The 16,973-nt window shown below is 69.5% G+C and carries 19 protein-coding genes; 11 read left to right on the top strand and 8 right to left on the bottom strand.

The genetic code is table 11. From position 1 onward, the window contains the following. Positions 1-37: 37 nt before the first annotated feature. Together ACLJRM_RS19275 and ACLJRM_RS19270 are read right to left on the bottom strand one after the other, a co-directional pair. Entirely contained in the window at positions 38-925 is an 888-nt protein-coding gene (locus tag ACLJRM_RS19275; RefSeq protein WP_410663828.1) for an LD-carboxypeptidase, read from the bottom strand. Further along, positions 922-2,862, bottom strand: coding sequence for a S9 family peptidase (locus tag ACLJRM_RS19270; protein ID WP_410663827.1), 1,941 nt, complete (start codon positions 2,860-2,862; stop codon positions 922-924). Before ACLJRM_RS19270 ends, ACLJRM_RS19275 begins: the two co-directional genes overlap by 4 nt. Positions 2,863-2,995: 133 nt before the next feature. On the opposite strand from ACLJRM_RS19270, the gene ACLJRM_RS19265 reads away from it, so the two are divergent. The 6 genes from ACLJRM_RS19265 (at position 2,996) to ACLJRM_RS19240 (ending at position 8,029) form a co-directional block, all read left to right on the top strand. After that, positions 2,996-3,571 carry a DUF3090 domain-containing protein gene (locus tag ACLJRM_RS19265; RefSeq protein WP_101607741.1) on the top strand — a complete coding sequence of 192 codons (576 nt, stop codon included), beginning with the start codon at positions 2,996-2,998 and terminating at the stop codon, positions 3,569-3,571. 4 nt (positions 3,572-3,575) lie between these two features. After that, the gene (locus tag ACLJRM_RS19260) at positions 3,576-4,358 is read left to right on the top strand and encodes an SCO1664 family protein (RefSeq protein WP_101607742.1); all 783 of its coding nucleotides are present in this window, start codon (positions 3,576-3,578) and stop codon (positions 4,356-4,358) included. After that, positions 4,343-5,236 carry an aminoglycoside phosphotransferase family protein gene (locus tag ACLJRM_RS19255; RefSeq protein WP_410663826.1) on the top strand — a complete coding sequence of 298 codons (894 nt, stop codon included), beginning with the start codon at positions 4,343-4,345 and terminating at the stop codon, positions 5,234-5,236. Before ACLJRM_RS19260 ends, ACLJRM_RS19255 begins: the two co-directional genes overlap by 16 nt. A gap of 50 nt (positions 5,237-5,286) precedes the next feature. Then, positions 5,287-6,102: a DUF3097 domain-containing protein gene (locus ACLJRM_RS19250; RefSeq protein ID WP_410663825.1), complete on the top strand. Its 816-nt coding sequence runs from the start codon at positions 5,287-5,289 to the stop codon at positions 6,100-6,102. A gap of 95 nt (positions 6,103-6,197) precedes the next feature. After that, positions 6,198-6,629: an NfeD family protein gene (locus tag ACLJRM_RS19245; RefSeq protein ID WP_101607745.1), complete on the top strand. Its 432-nt coding sequence runs from the start codon at positions 6,198-6,200 to the stop codon at positions 6,627-6,629. 47 nt (positions 6,630-6,676) lie between these two features. Next, positions 6,677-8,029 (top strand): SPFH domain-containing protein, encoded by a 1,353-nt coding sequence (locus ACLJRM_RS19240; protein ID WP_174720540.1) that lies wholly within the window; start codon positions 6,677-6,679, stop codon positions 8,027-8,029. Positions 8,030-8,334: 305 nt separating this feature from the next. Here ACLJRM_RS19240 and ACLJRM_RS19235 read toward each other — a convergent pair whose 3' ends face one another. After that, positions 8,335-8,859, bottom strand: a complete 525-nt coding sequence (locus tag ACLJRM_RS19235) for a helix-turn-helix domain-containing protein (RefSeq protein WP_410663824.1) — start codon at positions 8,857-8,859, stop codon at positions 8,335-8,337. A 68-nt stretch (positions 8,860-8,927) separates the two neighbouring features. Here ACLJRM_RS19235 and ACLJRM_RS19230 point away from each other — a divergent pair, with 68 nt between their 5' ends. Further along, positions 8,928-10,268: a M20/M25/M40 family metallo-hydrolase gene (locus ACLJRM_RS19230; RefSeq protein ID WP_101607748.1), complete on the top strand. Its 1,341-nt coding sequence runs from the start codon at positions 8,928-8,930 to the stop codon at positions 10,266-10,268. Next, the gene (locus tag ACLJRM_RS19225) at positions 10,265-11,515 is read left to right on the top strand and encodes an MFS transporter (RefSeq protein WP_410663823.1); all 1,251 of its coding nucleotides are present in this window, start codon (positions 10,265-10,267) and stop codon (positions 11,513-11,515) included. The genes ACLJRM_RS19230 and ACLJRM_RS19225 overlap by 4 nt, the downstream gene beginning before the upstream one ends. Before the next feature lie 41 nt (positions 11,516-11,556). Here the strand turns inward: ACLJRM_RS19225 and ACLJRM_RS19220 are convergent, their stop codons facing one another. From ACLJRM_RS19220 to ACLJRM_RS19210, 3 genes are read right to left on the bottom strand one after another with little or no spacing between them, the layout of a single operon-like run. Next, on the bottom strand, positions 11,557-11,925 hold the full coding sequence (locus tag ACLJRM_RS19220) for a MerR family transcriptional regulator (RefSeq protein ID WP_410663822.1): 369 nt from the start codon (positions 11,923-11,925) through the stop codon (positions 11,557-11,559). Further along, complete coding sequence (locus ACLJRM_RS19215) at positions 11,922-13,370, bottom strand: DHA2 family efflux MFS transporter permease subunit (protein WP_410663821.1); 1,449 nt, start codon at positions 13,368-13,370, stop codon at positions 11,922-11,924. Before ACLJRM_RS19215 ends, ACLJRM_RS19220 begins: the two co-directional genes overlap by 4 nt. Next, positions 13,367-13,951, bottom strand: a complete 585-nt coding sequence (locus ACLJRM_RS19210; RefSeq protein ID WP_410663820.1) for an NADPH-dependent FMN reductase — start codon at positions 13,949-13,951, stop codon at positions 13,367-13,369. Before ACLJRM_RS19210 ends, ACLJRM_RS19215 begins: the two co-directional genes overlap by 4 nt. Positions 13,952-14,053: 102 nt before the next feature. Here ACLJRM_RS19210 and ACLJRM_RS19205 point away from each other — a divergent pair, with 102 nt between their 5' ends. Further along, a complete protein-coding gene (locus ACLJRM_RS19205; RefSeq protein WP_410663819.1) occupies positions 14,054-14,533 on the top strand; it encodes a pyridoxamine 5'-phosphate oxidase family protein in 480 nt (159 codons plus the stop codon). Between the two features lie 2 nt (positions 14,534-14,535). Here the strand turns inward: ACLJRM_RS19205 and ACLJRM_RS19200 are convergent, their stop codons facing one another. Beyond that, on the bottom strand, positions 14,536-15,033 hold the full coding sequence (locus tag ACLJRM_RS19200; protein ID WP_410663818.1) for a hypothetical protein: 498 nt from the start codon (positions 15,031-15,033) through the stop codon (positions 14,536-14,538). Positions 15,034-15,197: 164 nt separating this feature from the next. Here ACLJRM_RS19200 and ACLJRM_RS19195 point away from each other — a divergent pair, with 164 nt between their 5' ends. Both ACLJRM_RS19195 and ACLJRM_RS19190 read left to right on the top strand, forming a co-directional pair. Beyond that, positions 15,198-15,503: a metalloregulator ArsR/SmtB family transcription factor gene (locus ACLJRM_RS19195; protein ID WP_101607754.1), complete on the top strand. Its 306-nt coding sequence runs from the start codon at positions 15,198-15,200 to the stop codon at positions 15,501-15,503. Positions 15,504-15,568: 65 nt separating this feature from the next. Beyond that, complete coding sequence (locus ACLJRM_RS19190; RefSeq protein ID WP_101607755.1) at positions 15,569-16,141, top strand: TetR/AcrR family transcriptional regulator; 573 nt, start codon at positions 15,569-15,571, stop codon at positions 16,139-16,141. On the opposite strand, the gene ACLJRM_RS19185 is transcribed toward ACLJRM_RS19190, so the two are convergent. After that, the gene (locus ACLJRM_RS19185; RefSeq protein ID WP_410598967.1) at positions 16,132-16,890 is read right to left on the bottom strand and encodes an SGNH/GDSL hydrolase family protein; all 759 of its coding nucleotides are present in this window, start codon (positions 16,888-16,890) and stop codon (positions 16,132-16,134) included. The two genes, ACLJRM_RS19190 and ACLJRM_RS19185, sit on opposite strands and share 10 nt — an antisense overlap. Positions 16,891-16,973 lie beyond the last annotated feature (83 nt).

Here is a 16,973-nt window from a genome sequence, read left to right as displayed (position 1 = left end):
GCCTCAGAACCGGCCGGATCTGCCAGTTCCGTTGCCGTTATGGCAAAAACACGAGCGTGCCCGCGTCGGCGTCGAGGATGGCCCGCGCGCCGAGAGGGATGGTCGGCGACGCCGGGACGTGCCCGAACCCGAAGTCCCAGACCGTCGGTACGTCGAGCGGCCCCAGCCTGTCGAGCATCAGGTCGCGGATCGCCCCGGGATCACCGCATGCGGCCCACGAGCCGAGCACGATCCCCTGAACTCCCTCGAACCAGCCCGAACGCAGCAGCTGGGTCAGCATGCGGTCGATCCGGTACGCGCTCTCGGTGACGTCCTCCAGCAGCACGATCGCGTCCCGTGCCGAGCCCTGCTCCGGAGCGCCGAGGCCCGAGGCCAGCAGGGCGAGGTTGCCGCCGATGAGCGTCCCGGTCGCGGCGCCCGGCACGAGCGGCGACGCCGTCGGCGAGGTGATCGTCCGCACCTCGTCCGGTTCGAACAGCGACAACCGCAGATGTTCGGCGGCCACGTCGTCGAACAGGGTGGTCGCGGGCAAGGGGGAGAACAGCGTCTCCAGTCCCAAGTGGACGTTCACGGCGCGGTGCAGCGCGGTCACGTCGCTCGACCCGGCGAACATCTTGGGCCCGGCCGCCCGCAACGCCGCCCAGTCGACCAGGTCGAGCATGCGCTGCGAGCCGTAGCCGCCGCGGGCGGCGAGGACACAGGTCACCCCCGGATCCAACCAGGCCTCGGTGAACTCGGCGGCCCGCGCCTCGTCGGGTGCGGACAGGTAGCCGGTGGGCGCCGCGCGGACGCACTCTCCGACGCGGACCTCGACGCCCCAGCCGTGCAGGACGGGCAGCGTCTTCTCGACGAGCTCCGGCGGGACCGGACCCGCCGGAGCGACCAGCGCGATCGTGTCGCCTGGCCGCGTCTTCGGCGGCTTCACCGGCTCAGCCGCAGCTTCGGCACGTCGGGCGTCTCGAAACCGAAGACCTGGCCGTAGAACGACAACTCCGCTTCGAGCGCGGCCACGATCGTCTCCGCTTTCCGGAAACCGTGCTGCTCGCCCTCGAACCTCAGATAGGCGTGATCGATTCCTCGCCCCGCTAGCCCGGCCACGAACCGGTCCGCCTGCTCCGGCGGGCAGATCTCGTCCTCGAGGCCCTGCAGGAACAAGAGCGGGCCGGCGAGGGTGCCCGCGTTGTTGATCGGAGAGCGGTCCTTGTAGCGCTGTGCGGCCTCCGGCAGCGGGCCGACCAGTCCGTCGAGGTAGCGGGACTCGAAGTCGTGCGTCTCGCCGCCGTCGCCGGTCCACTGATCGAGGTCGAGGATCGGGTACATCACGGTGCCGGCGCGGTAGGTCGTCGTGGTGGTCAGCGAAGCGGCGGAGGTGTACCCGCCCGCGCTGCCGCCGCGGATGGCCAGCCGGTCGCCGTCGACGGTGCCTTCGGCGGCCAGTGCTTCGGCGACGGTGACGCAGTCCGCGACGTCGACGACGCCCCACTGCTCCCGCAGCCGCTCACGGTAGGCGCGTCCATAGCCGGTGGAGCCGCCGTAGTTCACCGTGACGACGGCGATCCCGCGGCTGGTGAAGTAGGCGATCTCGGAGTCGAGCACCGCGCTGTCCCGGCCGGTGGGCCCGCCGTGCGGGTACACGAACAGCGGCGGCCGTTCCCCCTCCGGCGCGGTGAAGTCGGCGTTCGCGGGCAGGTAGACGAAGGCCGGGATCTGATCGCCGTCGCCGGTTTTGAAGACCCGCTCCACGGGCGTCGACAGATAGGCGGACGACGGCGCTTCGGGCGACGGCGCGAGTTCGGTCACCGTCCCGCGTTCGAGATCGACCTTCACCACGGCGCCTTCGCGTTCCGGGCCGGCCGCGACGCCGACGACGCCGCCTTCGTGGACGGCGAAACCGTTGGTGGACCACGCGGTCAGGCCGGCGGCCGCCGCGACCGGGGTGACCTCCCGCGTCGTTTCGTCGAGGACGGCGAGCTTGCCCGAGGCGATGACGGCGAACCGGCCGTCCCCGATCGGCGTGAACCAGCGTGCGCCGAGTTTCCACTGCGCGCCGCCGATCTCCTGCTCGGACGGCGCCAGGTTAGTGACGGTGCCGTCGAGCCCGACGCGGTGCAGGTTCCACCAGCCGTCCGGGTCGAGCAGCGCCAGCAGGCTGTCGGCCGACTCCCATTCGACCTGGCAGACGGAGACGTCGGCCGCACCGGCGAGGACGCGGTGGGGTCCGAACGTCCCGTCCTCGCGGATCTCGGCGACGCACAGTTCCGTGCCGTCCCAAGGCATCGCGGGGTGATTCCAGCCGACCCACGCCGCACGCGCGCCGTCGGGCGACAGCTGCGGGGCGGTGAGGAAGTGATGGCTGGCCGTCAGGACCCGTTCCGGACCGCCGTCGAGGGGGACCGCGATGAGGTCCCGTGCGATGTCGACGCGCCTGGGGCCGGTGCTGCGTTCGCGGACGAGCCACACTTCGCCGTCCGCGCCGGGCCGGAGATCGCTGTAGCGGATCCCGTGCCGGGCCGCCGGTTCCGGCGTCAGAGGTGCGGTCGCGCCGGTGGTCAGGTCTCGGCGGTAGACGCGCTGATCCGCCCAGTGGGTGAAGACGAGGACGTCGCCGAGCACGAGCCAGGGACGGCCGCCGTACTCGTGCACGCGGTTCCGGACGTTCCACGGAGCGGGAAGGACGTCTTCGACAGTGCCGTCCGCGCGGCACCTCACGAGGGTGACGCGACCGCCCTCACCGGTTCTCGCTTCGGCCCACCAGACCTCGTCTCCCGCCGTTCCGAGCCATTGCGCGCTGACTCCCGAAGCCGCGACATCGGCGGCCGACAGGGGAGACGTCCAGGTGCCGTAAGGGGCGATCTCAACCACAGCTGAAGACTAGGATCGGGTCTTTGCCCGTGGTGGCCCGGGGCACACCTGGCCCAGGCGGAGTTTCGCCCTCGGCGGAACCGTGGGGCGGCGGATGCCGATCATGGGGTCGTGGCCTAGGGTCAAAGGTGCCATGTCTCGCGTAATCCACGTCTTCCGCCAGCCCGACCGGTTCGTCGCAGGAACCGTCGGTGAGCCCGGCGACCGCACGTTCTACCTCCAGGCGTCCGAGGACGTCCGCACGATCAGTGTGACGATCGAAAAACAGCAGGTCGTGGTCTTGGCCGAAAGGCTCGGCTCGCTGCTGGAAGAGGTCGCCAGCCGGTTCGGCGCGGACGTACCGGACGACGCGCCCGACGAGCTCCTCGACGTCGACCCCCTCACCGTCCCGGTCGAGGAGGAGTTCCGCGTCGGCACGATGGGGCTCGGCTGGGACGCCGACAGCAGCGCCGTCGTCATCGAGTTGCTCGCGATGACCGAAGGCGAGGTGGACGAAACGGTCGTTCTGGACGACACCGAAGAGGGGCCGGACGCCGTCCGCGTCTTCCTGTCGCCGGGCGCGGCGCGCGCGTTCGCCGAACGTGCCGACAGGGTGGTCAACGCCGGCCGCAAACCGTGTCCGTTGTGCGCCGAGCCGCTCGACCCGGCGGGCCACATCTGCCCGCGGCAGAACGGGTACCGGCGCGACGTCGACGTCCTCGAGGACTGATCAGGTGGCCGAGAGCTCGCTGGAGCTGGTGACGCGCGGCAAGATCGACGTCGAAGGCAGGCTCGTCGACGCCTCCAACGTCACGCTCTTCTGCAAGATCGAACTCGACGGCGTGACCGGCGACGTCGTGTACAAGCCGGTGTCGGGCGAGCGGCCGCTGTGGGACTTCCCGGACGGGACGCTCGCCGGCCGTGAGGTCGCGACGGCGATGATCGCCGAAGCGTCCGGGCTCGGCGCGATCCCGCCGACGGTGCTGCGCGACGGGCCGTTCGGTCCCGGCATGGTGCAGTTGTGGATCGAGACCACCGAAGAGGAACTGGTCGACGTCCGATCCCCGGAGAGCCTGCCGGACGACTGGCGCGTCGTGCTGCACGCGCACGATCGTGACGGTGAGCCCGCGGTGCTCGCGCACGCGGATCGCCAGGGGATGCGGGAACTGGCCGTGCTCGACATCGTCGTCAACAACACCGACCGCAAGGGCGGGCATCTGCTCGCCGGCGTCGACGGCCGGATCTACGGCGTGGACCACGGGATCTGCCTGCACACCGACCCGAAACTGCGGACGGTGCTCTGGGGCTGGATCGGCGAGTCGCTCACCGAAGCCGAGGTCGGCAAGCTGCGCGGCCTGCGCGAGCAGCTGGACGGCGAGTTCGGTGAGGCGTTGAGCGAGCATCTCACCGGGTTCGAGATCCGTGCGCTGGCCGAGCGCACCGACGCTCTCCTATCGGAAGGCGTCTTCCCCGCGCCGGGGGACGACTGGCGTGCCATCCCATGGCCGCTGTTCTGATCGACGATCAGGCCCGTGCGCGCCTGATCACGCGATTCGGTGACGACGTCGCGGCCTGGTGCGACGCGCTGCCCGCGCTCGTGGCGCGGCTGGCGGAGCAGTGGGGACTCACCGTCCTCGACGCGAAACCGGGCAACACCGGTCGCACGCTGATCTGCGCCGGGGACGACGGCGCCAAGAAGGTTCTCAAGCTGACCCCCGATCACGCCATCGCCGAGTCCGAGGCTGCGGCGTTGCGGGCGTGGGACGGCTGCTCTCGCGTCGTTCAGGTGCTCGCCACCGAACTCGCCGACGGGGCGATCCTGATGGAAGGCATCGATCCGGGTACGGAGCTGCGGGAGTCGGGGGTGAACGTCCCCTGGTCCGAGGTCGGCGACCTGCTGACCCAGATCCACGCGGTGACGCCGCCGCCCGGTTTCTCGACGCTGGAAGACCGTGTCGTCTTCATGTTCCGGCTCGCCGAGCGGGGGCTGCGCGGATCGGTGGCCGAAGCCACGCTGCCGCTGGAAACCCTCGATCGCGCCCGGCTGCGGGCACTCGCCCTCGCGACCGATGGGGGCGGGAAGTCGATCGTGCACGGCGACCTGCACCCGGGCAACGTCCTCGACGGCGGGCCCGGCAGGGGAGCGGTCGCGATCGATCCGCGCCCCAGCGTCGGCGATCCGTCCTTCGATCTGGCCGACTGGGTCACGCTGCCGATGACAGCCGGTGGCACGCTCGAGGACGGCTTCGACGCCATCGCGCCGCACCTGCCGGGGTTCGACGCCGAGCGCGTCCGGGCGTGGTGTGCCGCGTTGTCGCCGCTGTTCGTGATCCGCCCGCTCGAACGCGGTGAACGGACCCCGTTCGTCGAAGCGATGCTCCGGATGACGGCCTGACCGGCGTGGCGGGGAGACGCTGACCCCGGGCACCGCTAGCGTCGTCCGCCGTGCGCTCTCATTCGTATGACGACGTGCTGTCCGGCCCGCGCAAGCGGAAGATCCCCGAGGTGCCCGCGGAACCGGGCCTCGTGGTCGAAGACCCGGCCAGCGGGTATTGCGGCGCCGTGGTGAAGATCGAGTACGGCAACGTCGTGCTGGAGGACCGGCACGGCAAGCATCGGGTGTTCCCGCTGAACCCCGCGGGTTTCCTGCTCGAAGGCAAACCGGTCACGCTGGTGCCGTCGAAGGCGGCCCCGAAGACCCCGGAACGGCGGGTTTCCGCGTCCGGGTCGGTCCACGTGGGAGGTCTCAAGGCCCGGGTCGCGCGCGATTCGCGCATCTGGGTGGAAGGCAAGCACGACGCCGAACTCGTCGAGCGGGTCTGGGGACACGACCTGCGGGTCGAAGGCGTCGTGGTGGAACCACTCGATGGGGTGGACGTACTGGGCGACCGCATCGGTGACTTCGGCACCGGGCCCGGCCGCCGCCTCGGCGTGCTGGTCGACCACCTGGTCGCGGGCAGCAAGGAGTCCCGGATCGTCGACGGGATCCGCGACGAGAACGTGCTGATCACCGGTCACCCGTACATCGACATCTGGGAAGCGGTGAAGCCGTCGGTGGTCGGTATCCGCGCCTGGCCGAAGATCCCGCGCGGCACGGAGTGGAAACTGGGCGTCTGCGACGCGCTCGGCTGGGGCGAGCCGTGGGAGGGCTGGCAACGGGTCCTGGCGGCGGTCGGGAGCTACCGGGATCTGGAAACGCCGCTGATCGGAGCGGTGGAGCGGCTCATCGACTTCGTCTCCGACCCGGGCGAGGAGGCCTGAATGACCGGTTTGCGCGAGGTCACTCAAGGTCACGCGTCGGTCACGTCGGTTTCGCTTCTTCGGTATGAATCGGCGCGATCTGGGAGCATGAACGCATGACAGGCGCTCTCATCTGGCTGATCGCCGGCATCCTCTTGGTCATCGCCGAGCTCCTCTCGGGTGACTTGTTCCTGCTCATGGTCGGTGTGGGAGCCCTGTTCGGGGCCGGCTCCGCCGCGCTGACCGGGAACCCGTTCATCGACGTGGCGGTGTTCGCCGTCGCCTCGGTCGGGATGCTCGCCCTCGTGCGTCCGACCCTCAAACGCCGGTTCCTCTCGGGGCCGGATATCAAGACCAACACCGATGCGCTGATCGGCGCACGGGCGATAGTAGTGTCCACTGTGGACGGCGAAAGTGGCCAGGTGAAGCTGGCGGGCGACGTCTGGTCGGCACGGTGCATGACCGACGGCGAACCGATCGCCCCGGGGACATCGGTGACGGTCGTCGAGATTTCGGGCGCCACGGCGGTCGTTTCGGCCGCGGTGTGAGCACAGCAAAGGGTTTCTAAGTAAGGGGAAGGTAGTTGTCAGAGACAGTGGTGTTCATCGTCGTCGGGCTGCTCGCGTTGTTCGTGGTCGTCGTCGTGGTCAAGGCGATCATGGTGGTGCCACAGGCCCAGTCGGCTGTGATCGAACGGCTGGGCCGGTTCCGGACGGTGGCTTCTCCCGGCCTGACGTTTCTGGTGCCCTTCCTGGACAAGGTGCGGGCGCGGATCGACCTCCGCGAGCAGGTCGTCTCGTTCCCGCCCCAGCCGGTGATCACCGAGGACAACCTGACGGTGTCCATCGACACGGTCGTGTACTTCCAGGTCACCGACTCGCGGGCGGCGGTCTACGAGATCTCGAACTACATCGTCGGTGTGGAGCAGCTGACCACCACGACGCTGCGAAACGTCGTCGGTGGCATGAGCCTCGAGCAGACGCTGACTTCGCGTGACTCGATCAACAGCCAGCTGCGTGGCGTCCTCGACGAGGCCACCGGCCGCTGGGGCATCCGCGTCGCGCGGGTCGAGCTCAAGGCGATCGACCCGCCGCCCTCCATCCAGGACTCGATGGAGAAGCAGATGCGCGCCGACCGTGAAAAGCGCGCGATGATCCTGACCGCCGAAGGCCAGCGTGAATCGGCGATCAAGACCGCGGAAGGCCAGAAGCAGAGCCAGATCCTCGCGGCCGAAGGCGCCAAGCAGGCCGCGATCCTGAGCGCGGAGGCCGAACGTCAGTCGCGGATCCTGCGGGCGCAGGGTGAACGTGCCGCCCGGTACCTGCAGGCGCAGGGCCAGGCGAAGGCCATCGAGAAGGTCTTCGCGGCGATCAAGGCCGGGCGCCCGACGCCCGAGGTCCTGGCGTACCAGTACCTGCAGACCCTGCCGCAGCTGGCGCAGGGTGACGCGAACAAGGTCTGGATGATCCCGAGCGACTACGGCAAGGCCCTCGAGGGCTTCGCCCGCGCGCTCGGCGCTCCCGGCGACGACGGCGTGTTCCGCTACGAGCCGCCGAAGGAAGACCCGGTCGAGAAGCCGGACCTGGAGGACGAAGAAATCCAGGGCTGGTTCGACACCTCCAGCGACCCGAAGGTCGCCGAGGCCGTCGCGGCCGCGGAGGCCGTGGCACGCAAGGAGGTTCCGGCGCTGGGTGTCGCGACGCCGCGGCAGGAGCCGCCCGCTCCGCGTCAGGTTCCCCAGGCCGCGCCGGCTCCCGAGCCGGAGGCCGCCCCGGAGCCCCCGCAGCAGCAGGCTCCGCCCTCGCAGTTGCCGCAGCCCCAGCCGCCCGCTCCGCAGGGAGGCGCGTACCAGGGTCCTCCGGGACAGGCGCCGGGTGGCGGCAGTGGTCCGTTCCCGCGGCAGAGTCCGTTCGGCGGACCGCAGGGTGGACCGCCGCCGCAGCGCTGAGTACAGAACCGAAAGAGGGCCGTCCCGTCCGGGGCGGCCCTCTTTCGTGGCACCTGATGGTTGACTGCGGTCGTTCACGGGTCCGGGCCGTGAAGGGCCCCTTGCCTACCTTGAAAGTAGTGATGGAGGCCTTCACTACTTCCCCCAGTACGTGAAGGCCACCTTTGAGACGTTGAGCGTCCTCAAGGTGGCCTTCAGGACATCGTCCCGATTCCTTCACGCTCGACCGTGCCGCCGCCACGTCACCTTCGCCCTGGTCACGTGTGGGTAGGCAAACACCGGTCCGCCCTAACCGCCCTTACCGCTCACGAGGATTCGTGGCGTTCGGCGGCGTTCCACAGGATGGCGATGGGGGTACCGCCGGGTTTCTCCCGTCCGGCGAACTCGTCGAGGAGCGCGTCGACCCTGCTGTTCAGTTCCGCCTGGTCGCCTGTGTCCAGCCGCAGGACGGCCCGGCGGGTGTGCTGCGGGATGGACGGATCGTTCTCGCTGATCTCCGCGCGGTGCGCGTCGAGGATCGCGAGGTCGACCTTGGCCGTGAGGTGACGATCGCCCTCCGGCTCGAGGTTGAGACGCCAGGTTTTCTTGGTCGCCCGGTAGGGATGTTCCCAGGCTCCCTTGGGCCCTCGCCGCGGCTCCTCGGCCTCGAGAAAACCGGTCGAAGTCAGTACTCGCAGCCTGCGCAGCAGCGTGGCGGGCGCGACGTCGAGGCGTTCGGCGAGTTGCTGGTTCGTCCAGGCCGTGTCCACGCACAACCGCAGGATGCGCCAGCTCAGCGGGTGGGAGAGCGCGCGCAGCTCTTCGGGCGTCGCGGCGGGGTGTTCGGCCATTGACAGCACTGTAATCGATTCGCATACTCGAAATCAATTTCACTCGATGAAATCGATGAGGAGTCGACGTGGACTCGGTCAAGGAATACGTGCGGCGGCACCGGCTGCGGCACGAGCGGGAGCTCGCCGACTGGATCGCGGTACCCAGCGTGAGCGCCACGGGCGAGGGCATGGATCAGGCCGCGCCGTACGCGCTGGAGCTGCTGGAACGCAGCGGACTGGACGCGCGGATCGTCGACACCGGCGGCTGGCCGCTGGTCGTCGGGCACGCGGCGGGGCCGCCGGACAGTCCGCACGTGGTGATCTACGGGCACTACGACGTCCAGCCTGCGGGGCCGCCGGAGGAATGGCACAGTCCGCCGTTCGAGGCGAGCATCCGCGACGGCCGGATGTACGGACGGGGCACCGGCGACAACAAGGGACAGCACTTCGCCCAGCTCCTCGCGCTGCGGGCACTGCGCGACGTCGACGGGGGACTGCCGTGCTCGGTGACCGTCCTGCTCGACGGCGAGGAGGAGATCGGCAGCCCGAATCTGACCGCCACGCTCACGGCGATGCGCGAGGAGCTGTCCGCCGATCTCGCGGTGTGGAGCGACGGGCCGGTGCATGACAGCTACGAGCCGACGGTCGCGCTCGGCGTGCGCGGGGCCGTGGCCTTCGAGATCACCGTGCGCGGCGCGAACAGCGCGCTGCATTCCGGGAACTGGGGCAACGTCGCGCCGAATCCGGCCTGGGAGCTGACCTGGCTGCTGTCCACCATGCGCGCACCCGACGGCCGGGTGACCGTCGACGGCTACGACGCGGGCGTCACGCCCTTGACCGACGCCGAGCTCGACGCGCTGCGAGCACTGCCGATCGACCCCGCCGCGATGCTGGCGGGAGCGGGGCTGGACCGGATGGACGCCGGCCACGGCCAGGACATCAACGAACGGCTCGCGACGCCCACGTTCACCATCAACTCGCTGACCTGCAGGGACAACGACGAGCACCGGACGGTCATCCCGTCGGTCGCGGTGGCGCGCTGCGATCTGAGGCTGGCCTGCGGGCAGCGATCGGAAACTGTCATCGACGCGCTCCGCGCTCACGTCGAGAAGCATCTGCCGCACGCCGAGCTGCGATTCGGGGCGATCATGGAGGCGTCCCGGACCCTGCCGGACGCGCCGTATGCCGATCTCGTGCTGCGGGGAGTGACCGAGGCGCACGGCAAGCGGGCCCTGGCCGTGCCGGCGCTGGGCGGGAGCCTGCCGATCGCGGCGCTCACCGACGGTCTGGCCCTGCCCTGTTACGGCATCGCCCTGGCGAACGTCGACGAGCGCAACCACGCGCCGAACGAGAACTTCGAACTAGAGCGGTTTCATCAGGGCATCGTGACCGCGGCCAGTGTCCTGTCCAGCATCGGCCGTCGATGAACGCGACGGTGCGGATCGTCGCGGCGGCCTCGACGGGGAACATGCTGGAATGGCTGAGCTTCACCGCTTACGCCTTGGTCGCCGACGTCGTCGCGCGGCAGTTCTTCCCGTCGGCCGACCCGGTGACGTCGTTGATGCTGGCGTTGGGGACGGCCGTGGCCGCCTACCTGGCCCGGCCGGTCGGTGCGGTGGTGCTGGGTGTCTACGCCGACCGGGCCGGACGGCTGGCGGCGTTGACCGTGGCCATCCGGCTGATGACCCTCGGCTCGCTCCTGATCGTGCTCTTGCCCGACTATCAGAAGATCGGCGTGTTCGCGCCGATCGGGATGCTGATCGCCCTGCTGATCCAAGGATTCTCCGCGGGCGGTGAGTTCGGTTCCGCCACCGCACTGCTCGTCGAGAGCCACGCTGGACGGCGAGGCTTCATGGGGAGCTGGCAGACCGCGAGCCAGGCGTTCGCGGTCCTGCTCGCGACGGGACTGCTCGCGACCACGAGCAGCTTCCTGAGTCCCGCGCAGTTCGACGCGTGGGGCTGGCGGATACCGTTCGTGGTCGCCCTGCTTCTCGGCCCGGCCGGCTACTACATCCGCACCCGGCTGCGGGACTCGCCCGAGTTCACCACCGCGCGTGCCACGGCCGACCCCGGTCCGGCCCGTCCGCTGGTCGACCTCTTCCGGAACGACAAGGCACGGGTGCTGCTGGTCATGGGCATGATCGCGGTATCGACGGGATTCTCCTACCTGATCACCTACATGCCGACGTTCGCGATCCGGCAGCTCGGCATGTCGCCCTCGACGAGCTTCACCGCGACGTTCGTGACCGGTGTCATCCTCACCGTGTTCACCCCCGTGGCCGGTCACCTCTCCGACAGGATCGGGAGAACCCGGATGCTCACCGTGGCCGCCGCCGTCATCGCGGTCATCAGCATCCCGCTGTTCCTGCTCATCCGCGCCGTACCGGAAATGGTCACGGTGGTGGTGGCCTTGGCGCTGATGGGCCTGGTCAAAGCCTGGTACGCGGGCCCTCTGCCCGCGTCCATGGCCGAGATGTTCCCGGTCGGCAACCGGGGGACCGGGCTGTCGATCAGCTACAACGTCGGCGTGATCCTGTTCGGTGGAGTCACCCCGCTGGCCATCACCCTGCTGATTTCGGCCACCGGCTCCACCCTGGCGCCCAGCTACTGGATCACCGCGCTCGCCCTGCTCAGCGGTACCTGTGTGCTGCTCGCCCGGCGATACCGGAGCTGAAAAGGGGGCTTTCGCCGCATGTCACGCGGCGAAAGCCCCCTTCACCTCCTGAGGAAGCCGAGCGTCCGGTACTCGTCGACCACCGCGGCGAGTTCGGCGATGCGGGCCTGCCCGGCGTCGATGAGGCGCTGCCCGGCGGCCGACCACCGCTCGAGGTCGGAGGACATCTGCGGGATCTCGGCCAGGATCTCCGCGCTTTCGGCGAGGCTGAGCCCGACCCGCTGCGCGGCGACCGCGAGCCGGATCCGGCAGACTGCGTCGATCGTGAACCGGCGTGCGTTGCCCGCGGTGCGCTCGGCGGTGATGACGCGGTAGCGCTCGTAGTAGCGGACGGCGTTGGTCGACACCCCGGCTTGGCTCGCGATGTCACCGATGGTCAGCCGGGCGTCGATCGTGACCTGAGTCGTCATACCGCGCTCCGTACCGTGGTCGGCTCCACGATCGAGGCGGGCCGGGTCTTCAACCTGACCACCAGGGCGATCACCATGACCGCGAGGACACCGACGAGGGTGACACGGTACGCGGAGACGATCTCCGCGGTGAGCGTCGCGCCCGCCGCCGGGTCACTCAGCGCCGCCAGACCCCGCCCTCCCGTGGCCGTCGCGATCAACCCGGCGAACGTCGCGCTCACCGCCGCGGTGCCGACCGCGGTCGCGATGGTGGCGGCCAGGGGAAGGATCGCGGAACCGGACGCGAGGTCCGGGCCGTGCAGGTTCCGGCCGGCGCTCACGATGGTGGGCATCATGATCGCTCCGGTGCCTGCTCCCTGGAGCACTCCCAAGATCGCCAGTACCAGGTACGGCGTATCGGGCGTGAGGACGAGCACGGTCAGCCCGGTCCCGGCGATCGCCAGGCCCAGTCCGATCCCGACGACGATCCGCGGACCGAAGCGTTCCAGGACGCGGGCGGCGAGTTGGATGCTGAGGCCCATCCCGATCGTGCTCGGCACCATCATCAGCGCACTGACCATGGTCGAGTCGCCGCGCATGATCTGGATGTAGGCGGGCATCAGCAACATCGAGCCGAAGTACGGCGCGGCGTACAGGACGAGGACCGCGGCGTTGCGCCCGAACGTCCGGTCACGCAGCAGGCGGACGTTCAGCAGCGGCGCGTGATGGTGCCACGACCGGCGCACGAACACGGCCACGAGCGCCAGCCCGGCGAGGACGATCGCCGCGCGGAGCCCCGTCGCGACCGTCTCTTCGCTGAAGCCGTAAGCCACCGCGACGACGCCGGGGACGAGCAGCAGGCCACCCACGAGGTCGATCGGGACGCGTTCGGCCGACCGCGTTCCTGCGGGCACCCAGCGCAGCACACCCACGACGGCGAGCAGGGCGGGCGGCACGGTGATGAAGAACAGTGCCCGCCACGACAGGCTGTCCAGCAGGACGCCGCCGAGCAAGGGGCCGAGGATCGGCCCGATCAGCAAGGGCAGCCCGGTGATCGTGGTCATCCGGCCCCGGCGTTCCGGCGCCACCGCGCCGAAACCGATGGTCATCCCCAAGGGATTGATCAGACCGCCGGCGAGGCCCTGCACCGTCCGCGCGGCGATCAGCCACCCCAGATCACCCGCCGCTCCGGCGGCCGCGGACGACGCCGCGAACACGAGCAGCGCCGCCAGATACACCCGGCGGGCTCCCCAGCGCCGGGCGAGGGTCGCCGCGAGCGGCATCGCCGCGACCATGCCGAGGGCGTAGGCGGTCGCGATCCACTGGATCGTCGTGAGCGACGCGGAGAAGGTCGTCATGAACTGGGGCAACGCGACGGCGACGATCGTGGTGTCGAGAACGGCCATCAGCCCGCCGAGCGCGATCACCGCCGCGATGCGCAGTTCTTGTCCGGTCAGCCGGTTCATGCCGCACTCGCCTGATCCGCGACGCGTCCGGCGCGCAGGGTGCGGGCCCACCAGCCGAGCTCGGTCATGGTCGCCGCCAGTGCGGCTCGCTCGCCCTCGGTGCTTTCGTAGCCGTCCGCACCGAACCGGGTCCACGGAGCGTTCAGCAGCACCGCGTCGCGCGTGGTGGTGGCCCGCAGCTCGGGGAAGATCAGCCGCAGCTGCTCGATGGCGCGGATACCGCCCGAACCGGCGCCGTAGCCGACGAACGCGACGGGTTTGTACGCCCATTCGGCGAAATGCCAGTCGATCGCGTTCTTCAGCGCGGCGGGGAAACTGTGGTTGTACTCCGGGGTGACGATCAGGTACGCGTCGGCCGCGTGCAGCCTGCCGCTGATCACCGTGTCGGTGCCACCGGGCCGCGTTCCCTGCAGCGGGAGATCGACGTCGGCGAGGTCGATCGCGTCGACTTCCAGGCCTTCGATCGTCGCGAGTTCGGTCAGCAGCCAGCCCGTGATGGCGTCGGCGAACCGCTCGTGCCGGACGCTGCCGATGATCACGGCGAGGCGAAGTGGGGACTGTGCGGTGGTTTCTGTGCTCATGCCGAAGACGCTAAAAGCTCGTCCATAGGTGAACTCAAGCCGTTTGCGGCCCTGCTCACGATTCCTGGACCTCTATTAAGGTCGAGGTTGTACGGTGCGGCCATGGAGCGACCGGGATTCGATGTGCAGGGGTTCTTGGGCGAGCGCGAACGCCCGGCCAGCGTCGCGACGACAACCCGTCGCGGCACTCCCGCTTTGGCGATGATGTGGTTCGTGGCCGAGGAAAACCGGCTCTGGTTCCATACGCCTGAAGGCCGGCCGGCGCCGTTCCTCGACGCGGCCCGGCACCATCGTGAAGTCGCGGTCATGATCGCGACGTTCGCCCCGCCGGACGATGTCCGTCAGGTACGCGTGACCGGGCCCGCGAGACTCGAACCGAAGGATCTTCCCAGAATCCGGCGCATCTATGAGCGCTACATTCCGGAATGGACCGAGACCTGGGCGGCGCACGCGGCGTCCCCGGACGCACTCCTGTGGTCGATGGCGCCGGAACGCGGGATGGCCGTGGCGTATCCGGATTTGGGGAACACGCTGGCTTTCCGCTGGGCCGACGTGGCCGAGTATGTCCGGATCGCCACTTAGGATCAGCCGCCGAAGGCCGCTGCCGTCGCGTGGACGCGGAGGTCTTCGAGTTCGTCGATCTGGCGCCGGGCCCGGTCGATCAGGTCGTCCAGCCGTCCGCCGTCGAGCCGGGGATCGGCATCGGCGCGCACCCGCAGGGTCCGCCAGCCCGCCGCCTTGCCCTCGACGCCGAGGCGCATCAGTTCGAGTTCCTCGACCGCGCTCAACGGTGACCGCGAGACGAGTCGCCCGTTCGGCTTGAGCCGTCCCAGCTTTTCGCCTGCCCAGGCCGCCACGGTCTTGTAGTGGCGGACCGGGACCTCCAGAGCGGCCATGCAGGTCAACAGGGCGGCCCGGTCGTCAGCGACCTCTTCGGCGAGCCTGCTCAACACCGCTTCCCCGCGCTGTCCGCGCTCGGCGGCGGCGAGCCGCTTGGCGAGTTCCGTGCCCGCGGTCGCGCCTGCCAGATGGTCGTTGAGGTAGATACCGAGCAAGGCGGTATCGGGGAGAGTGTCGGCCATGTTCGAGGCGTACCCGGTGCTCACCGATTGACACGTAGGTAATCTCCTACGTATGGTCGCGTCATGAACATCACCCCCTATGTAGGCAGGCGCGTGCACTTCCGGCTGACCACCAACGCGATGGGCCTGCTCGAACCTTCGGACTGCGGGAACTGGCCGCGCTGATGCCGGTCAACGACGACGTCTTCGCCGCGCTCGCCAACCCCGCCCGCCGCGAGGTGCTGGGCATCCTCCTCGACGGTCCGCGCGCCGCGGGGGAGATCGCCGAACGCTTCGACATGCGGCGGCCGAGTCTGTCGGAGCACCTTCGGGTGCTGCGCGAAGCGGGGCTCGTCAGGGAAGAGCGCAAGGGGCGCAATCGCGTCTACTCGCTGGAAGCCGCTCCACTGCAGGAAGTCTCCGACTGGCTTTCGCCGTACGAGCGGTACTGGCGAGGGAAGCTGGGCAACCTGCGTGACCTGCCGGACTAGGGAGTCCACCACTCACGACCCAGCCGCCGGACCGGCTCTCGACGCCGGGTCTAGGATCCCCGCTTGTGACGGACGAGAAACCGCTCCGAGCCGATGCCCGCCGTAACCGGACAAGGGTGTTGGAGGCTGCGGAGCGCGTCTTCACGGCCAAGGGCACCAGTGCGCCGACCGAAGAAGTCGCCCGCGAAGCAGGCGTCGGGGTCGGCACGGTTTTCCGGCACTTTCCGACGAAGGAAGCCCTGCTGGAAGCCGTTCTCTACGCGCGCCTTCACCGCTTCGTCGATGAAGCGGAAGCCACCGTGGCCGCGAACTCACCCGATCCGGGTGCGGCGTTCTTCGGCTTCCTGACCGGCTGGATCGAGATGGCCGACGCCAAGAACGCCTACTTCGAAGCCCTGTCCGCGGCCGGAATCAGCGTTCCGACGACGGGATCGGTCATCGGCGTCCGGCTCAAAGAGGCGCTCGGCGTGCTTCTCAGCCGCGCGCAGGACACCGGCGACGTCCGCAAGGATCTCGGCGTCGACGAACTGATCCCGGTCATCATCGGGACGGCGAAGGCAGCAGAGCACGCCGGGCCCCAGCTGCGGACCCGGACGATCTGCATTCTTTTCGACGGACTTCGGCCGCGTCAGGCGTAAGGATCCATCGTCGGCCGCTTGGGTGCGAGCTCGTCGCCTGAGGACTCGCCACGCAGCCTGCGCTTGATCCACGGAACGGCGTGCTCCTTGCCCCACTGGAGGTTCTCGGTGCGCCGAGCCTGCGGGCTCAGTAGCGGTCGCGGCCCCAGCTCTGCGGGCGTGAGCTTGTGCGGTTCGCCGAGCGCGTCCAGGACGGCGATGGCGACCTCGTTGTGCCCCAACGAGTTCAGGTGCAGACGGTCCGGTGCCCACAAGCGCCGGTCACGCAGACGGCGCATCGCCCACATGTCCACGAGCAACGCCCCGTGCCGTGCCGCGATACCGCGGACGTGCTCGTTGTAGATCGCGACGCGGCCGCGGATCCGGCGGAACAGCGCGTCCTCGACCCCGTCGACACCGGTGAAGAGGACGACGCGCGCGCCGCTGTCGACGATCTTGCCGACAGCGGCGTCGTAGTCGTCGAGGAGAGCGTCGATGTCGACCTTCGGCCGCATCAGGTCGTTGCCGCCCGCGTACAGCGTGACGAGGTCCGGGTTCAGCGCGAGCCCCTGGTCGAGCTGCTCCGTGAGGACCTGGCCGAGGAGCTTGCCTCGGATCGCGAGGTTCGCGTAGCGGAAGTCCTGGTAGTTGCCCGCGAGCTGGCCGGCGACGCGGTCGGCCCAGCCACGGACGCCGTTGGGCGACGACGGGTCCTCGTCGCCGACACCCTCGGTGAAGGAGTCACCCAGACAAACTAAGCGGTCGGTCATAAAACGATGTTACCGAACCCGCCGGCCAGGGGAGTCGGCTGGGTTGACGGAGACCGGTCACCCGTGTCCGGTCTTCTCCGGCA

The organism is Amycolatopsis sp. lyj-84 (assembly GCF_046549075.1).
Classification (GTDB): domain Bacteria; phylum Actinomycetota; class Actinomycetes; order Mycobacteriales; family Pseudonocardiaceae; genus Amycolatopsis.
This window is presented reverse-complemented; position numbering and strand designations above follow the sequence as displayed.

Coding starts and splice junctions, on each gene's coding strand:
- ACLJRM_RS19265 (WP_101607741.1), top strand. CDS start 2,996: ATGTCTCGCGTAATCCACGTCTTCCGCCAGCCCGACCGGTTCGTCGCA.
- ACLJRM_RS19255 (WP_410663826.1), top strand. CDS start 4,343: ATGGCCGCTGTTCTGATCGACGATCAGGCCCGTGCGCGCCTGATCACG.
- ACLJRM_RS19245 (WP_101607745.1), top strand. CDS start 6,198: ATGACAGGCGCTCTCATCTGGCTGATCGCCGGCATCCTCTTGGTCATC.
- ACLJRM_RS19235 (WP_410663824.1), bottom strand. CDS start 8,859: ATGGCCGAACACCCCGCCGCGACGCCCGAAGAGCTGCGCGCGCTCTCC.
- ACLJRM_RS19225 (WP_410663823.1), top strand. CDS start 10,265: ATGAACGCGACGGTGCGGATCGTCGCGGCGGCCTCGACGGGGAACATG.
- ACLJRM_RS19220 (WP_410663822.1), bottom strand. CDS start 11,925: ATGACGACTCAGGTCACGATCGACGCCCGGCTGACCATCGGTGACATC.
- ACLJRM_RS19215 (WP_410663821.1), bottom strand. CDS start 13,370: ATGAACCGGCTGACCGGACAAGAACTGCGCATCGCGGCGGTGATCGCG.
- ACLJRM_RS19210 (WP_410663820.1), bottom strand. CDS start 13,951: ATGAGCACAGAAACCACCGCACAGTCCCCACTTCGCCTCGCCGTGATC.
- ACLJRM_RS19205 (WP_410663819.1), top strand. CDS start 14,054: ATGGAGCGACCGGGATTCGATGTGCAGGGGTTCTTGGGCGAGCGCGAA.
- ACLJRM_RS19200 (WP_410663818.1), bottom strand. CDS start 15,033: ATGGCCGACACTCTCCCCGATACCGCCTTGCTCGGTATCTACCTCAAC.
- ACLJRM_RS19195 (WP_101607754.1), top strand. CDS start 15,198: ATGCCGGTCAACGACGACGTCTTCGCCGCGCTCGCCAACCCCGCCCGC.
- ACLJRM_RS19185 (WP_410598967.1), bottom strand. CDS start 16,890: ATGACCGACCGCTTAGTTTGTCTGGGTGACTCCTTCACCGAGGGTGTC.